The organism is Rhizobacter sp. P3_B12 (assembly GCF_056402895.1).
The window spans coordinates 1-1233 of the sequence record NZ_JBFUGN010001391.1; the positions used below are offsets into that span (position 1 = coordinate 1).

Sequence of the window (1233 nt, forward strand, 5' to 3'; positions counted from 1 at the left end):
CTGGTTCACGACCTCGGCGGGCGCGCGGCCGCCGAGCGCAGCCGTGAACTCGGCGCGCAGCTGCCCGGCCGGCTTGAAGCGGCCGTCCGCCTGCAGGTTGTCCTTGAAGAAGCGGTTCTTCGCGCCGGGGATGTGGCCGGCCACCGCGTCGATCGGCTCGACCTCGCCGTGGTAGCGCTCCGGCGCGCGGGCGTCCAGCACCAGCAGGTCGCCCAGGCGCTGCTGCAGGTGCTGCGCGTCGATCGTCGGCCGCTGCGGCACTGTGTCCGGGTAGAGGGCGGCCGGCACCGGCTGCACGATCTCCTGAGACATCGCCCCGCCGGCGGCCTGCCACGCGGCGAGCCCGCCATCGAGCACGCGCACCTCCCGGTGGCCCATCCACAGCAGCACCCACCAGGCGCGCACCGCGTACATCGCGGCCTGCCGGTCGTACACGACGACCTCGCGCCCCGGCACGATGCCGATGCGGCCCATCCAGCGCGCGTAGTCGGCGCGGTCGGCGAGCGGGTGGCGGCCGTTGCGGCCGGTCTTGGGGCCGGACAGGTCCTCGTTCAGGTTCACGTACAGCGCGCCGGGAATGTGGCCTTCGCGGTGGCTGCGCTCGCCGGCCGCGGCATCGGCGAGGTCGAAGCTGCAGTCGAGCACCAGCGGCGGCTGGGGCTGGGCGAGCGCCTGTTGCAGTTCGGCGGCGGAGATCAGCGGCGGTCGGATCATCGGAGGGGCCTTTCAGCTTTCGGGCAGGACGGAGATGTCGCGTTGCGGGGGGGATTCCTGGCGCAGCCGCGTCGCGGCGAGCCCGGCGCCGACGATCAGCACCATGCCGGCCAGCGCCATCCAGGTCACCGGGTCGCTGAAGACCAGCACGCCGTACGCGAACGAGAACGCGATGCCCAGGTACTGCAGGCTCGCATTCACCAGCGTCTTGCCGGTGCTGTAGGCACGCGTCATCAGCAGTTGCGCCGAGGTCGCGAGCAGCCCGACAGCCAGCAGCAGCGCGGCGCCGATCCAGGTGTGGGCGTGCATGCCGGTCCACAGCATGCTGAGCGCGCCGGCCAGCACGCCGCCGAGCGAGAAGTAGAAGACGATGCGCGACTCGGGCTCGCCCGCCTTGCCGAGCGCCGAGACCTGCAGGTAGGCGGTGGCCGAGACCACGCCCGACAGCAGCCCGATCAGGCCGTGCCACAGCTGGTTCTCGGCGATCGTCGGGCGCAGGATCAGCCCGACGCCGATGAA

Annotated in this window: 1 protein-coding gene and 1 pseudogene; both read right to left on the bottom strand. The window is 72.3% G+C overall.

Features of this window, described 5'->3' with window-relative positions:
* A partial coding sequence (locus AC1D01_RS35495; RefSeq protein ID WP_477874332.1) for a sulfurtransferase occupies window positions 1-714 on the bottom strand: 714 nt, incomplete at its 3' end.
* Between the two features lie 12 nt (window positions 715-726).
* A pseudogene (locus AC1D01_RS35500) lies at window positions 727-1233 on the bottom strand (EamA/RhaT family transporter); the annotation flags it as partial.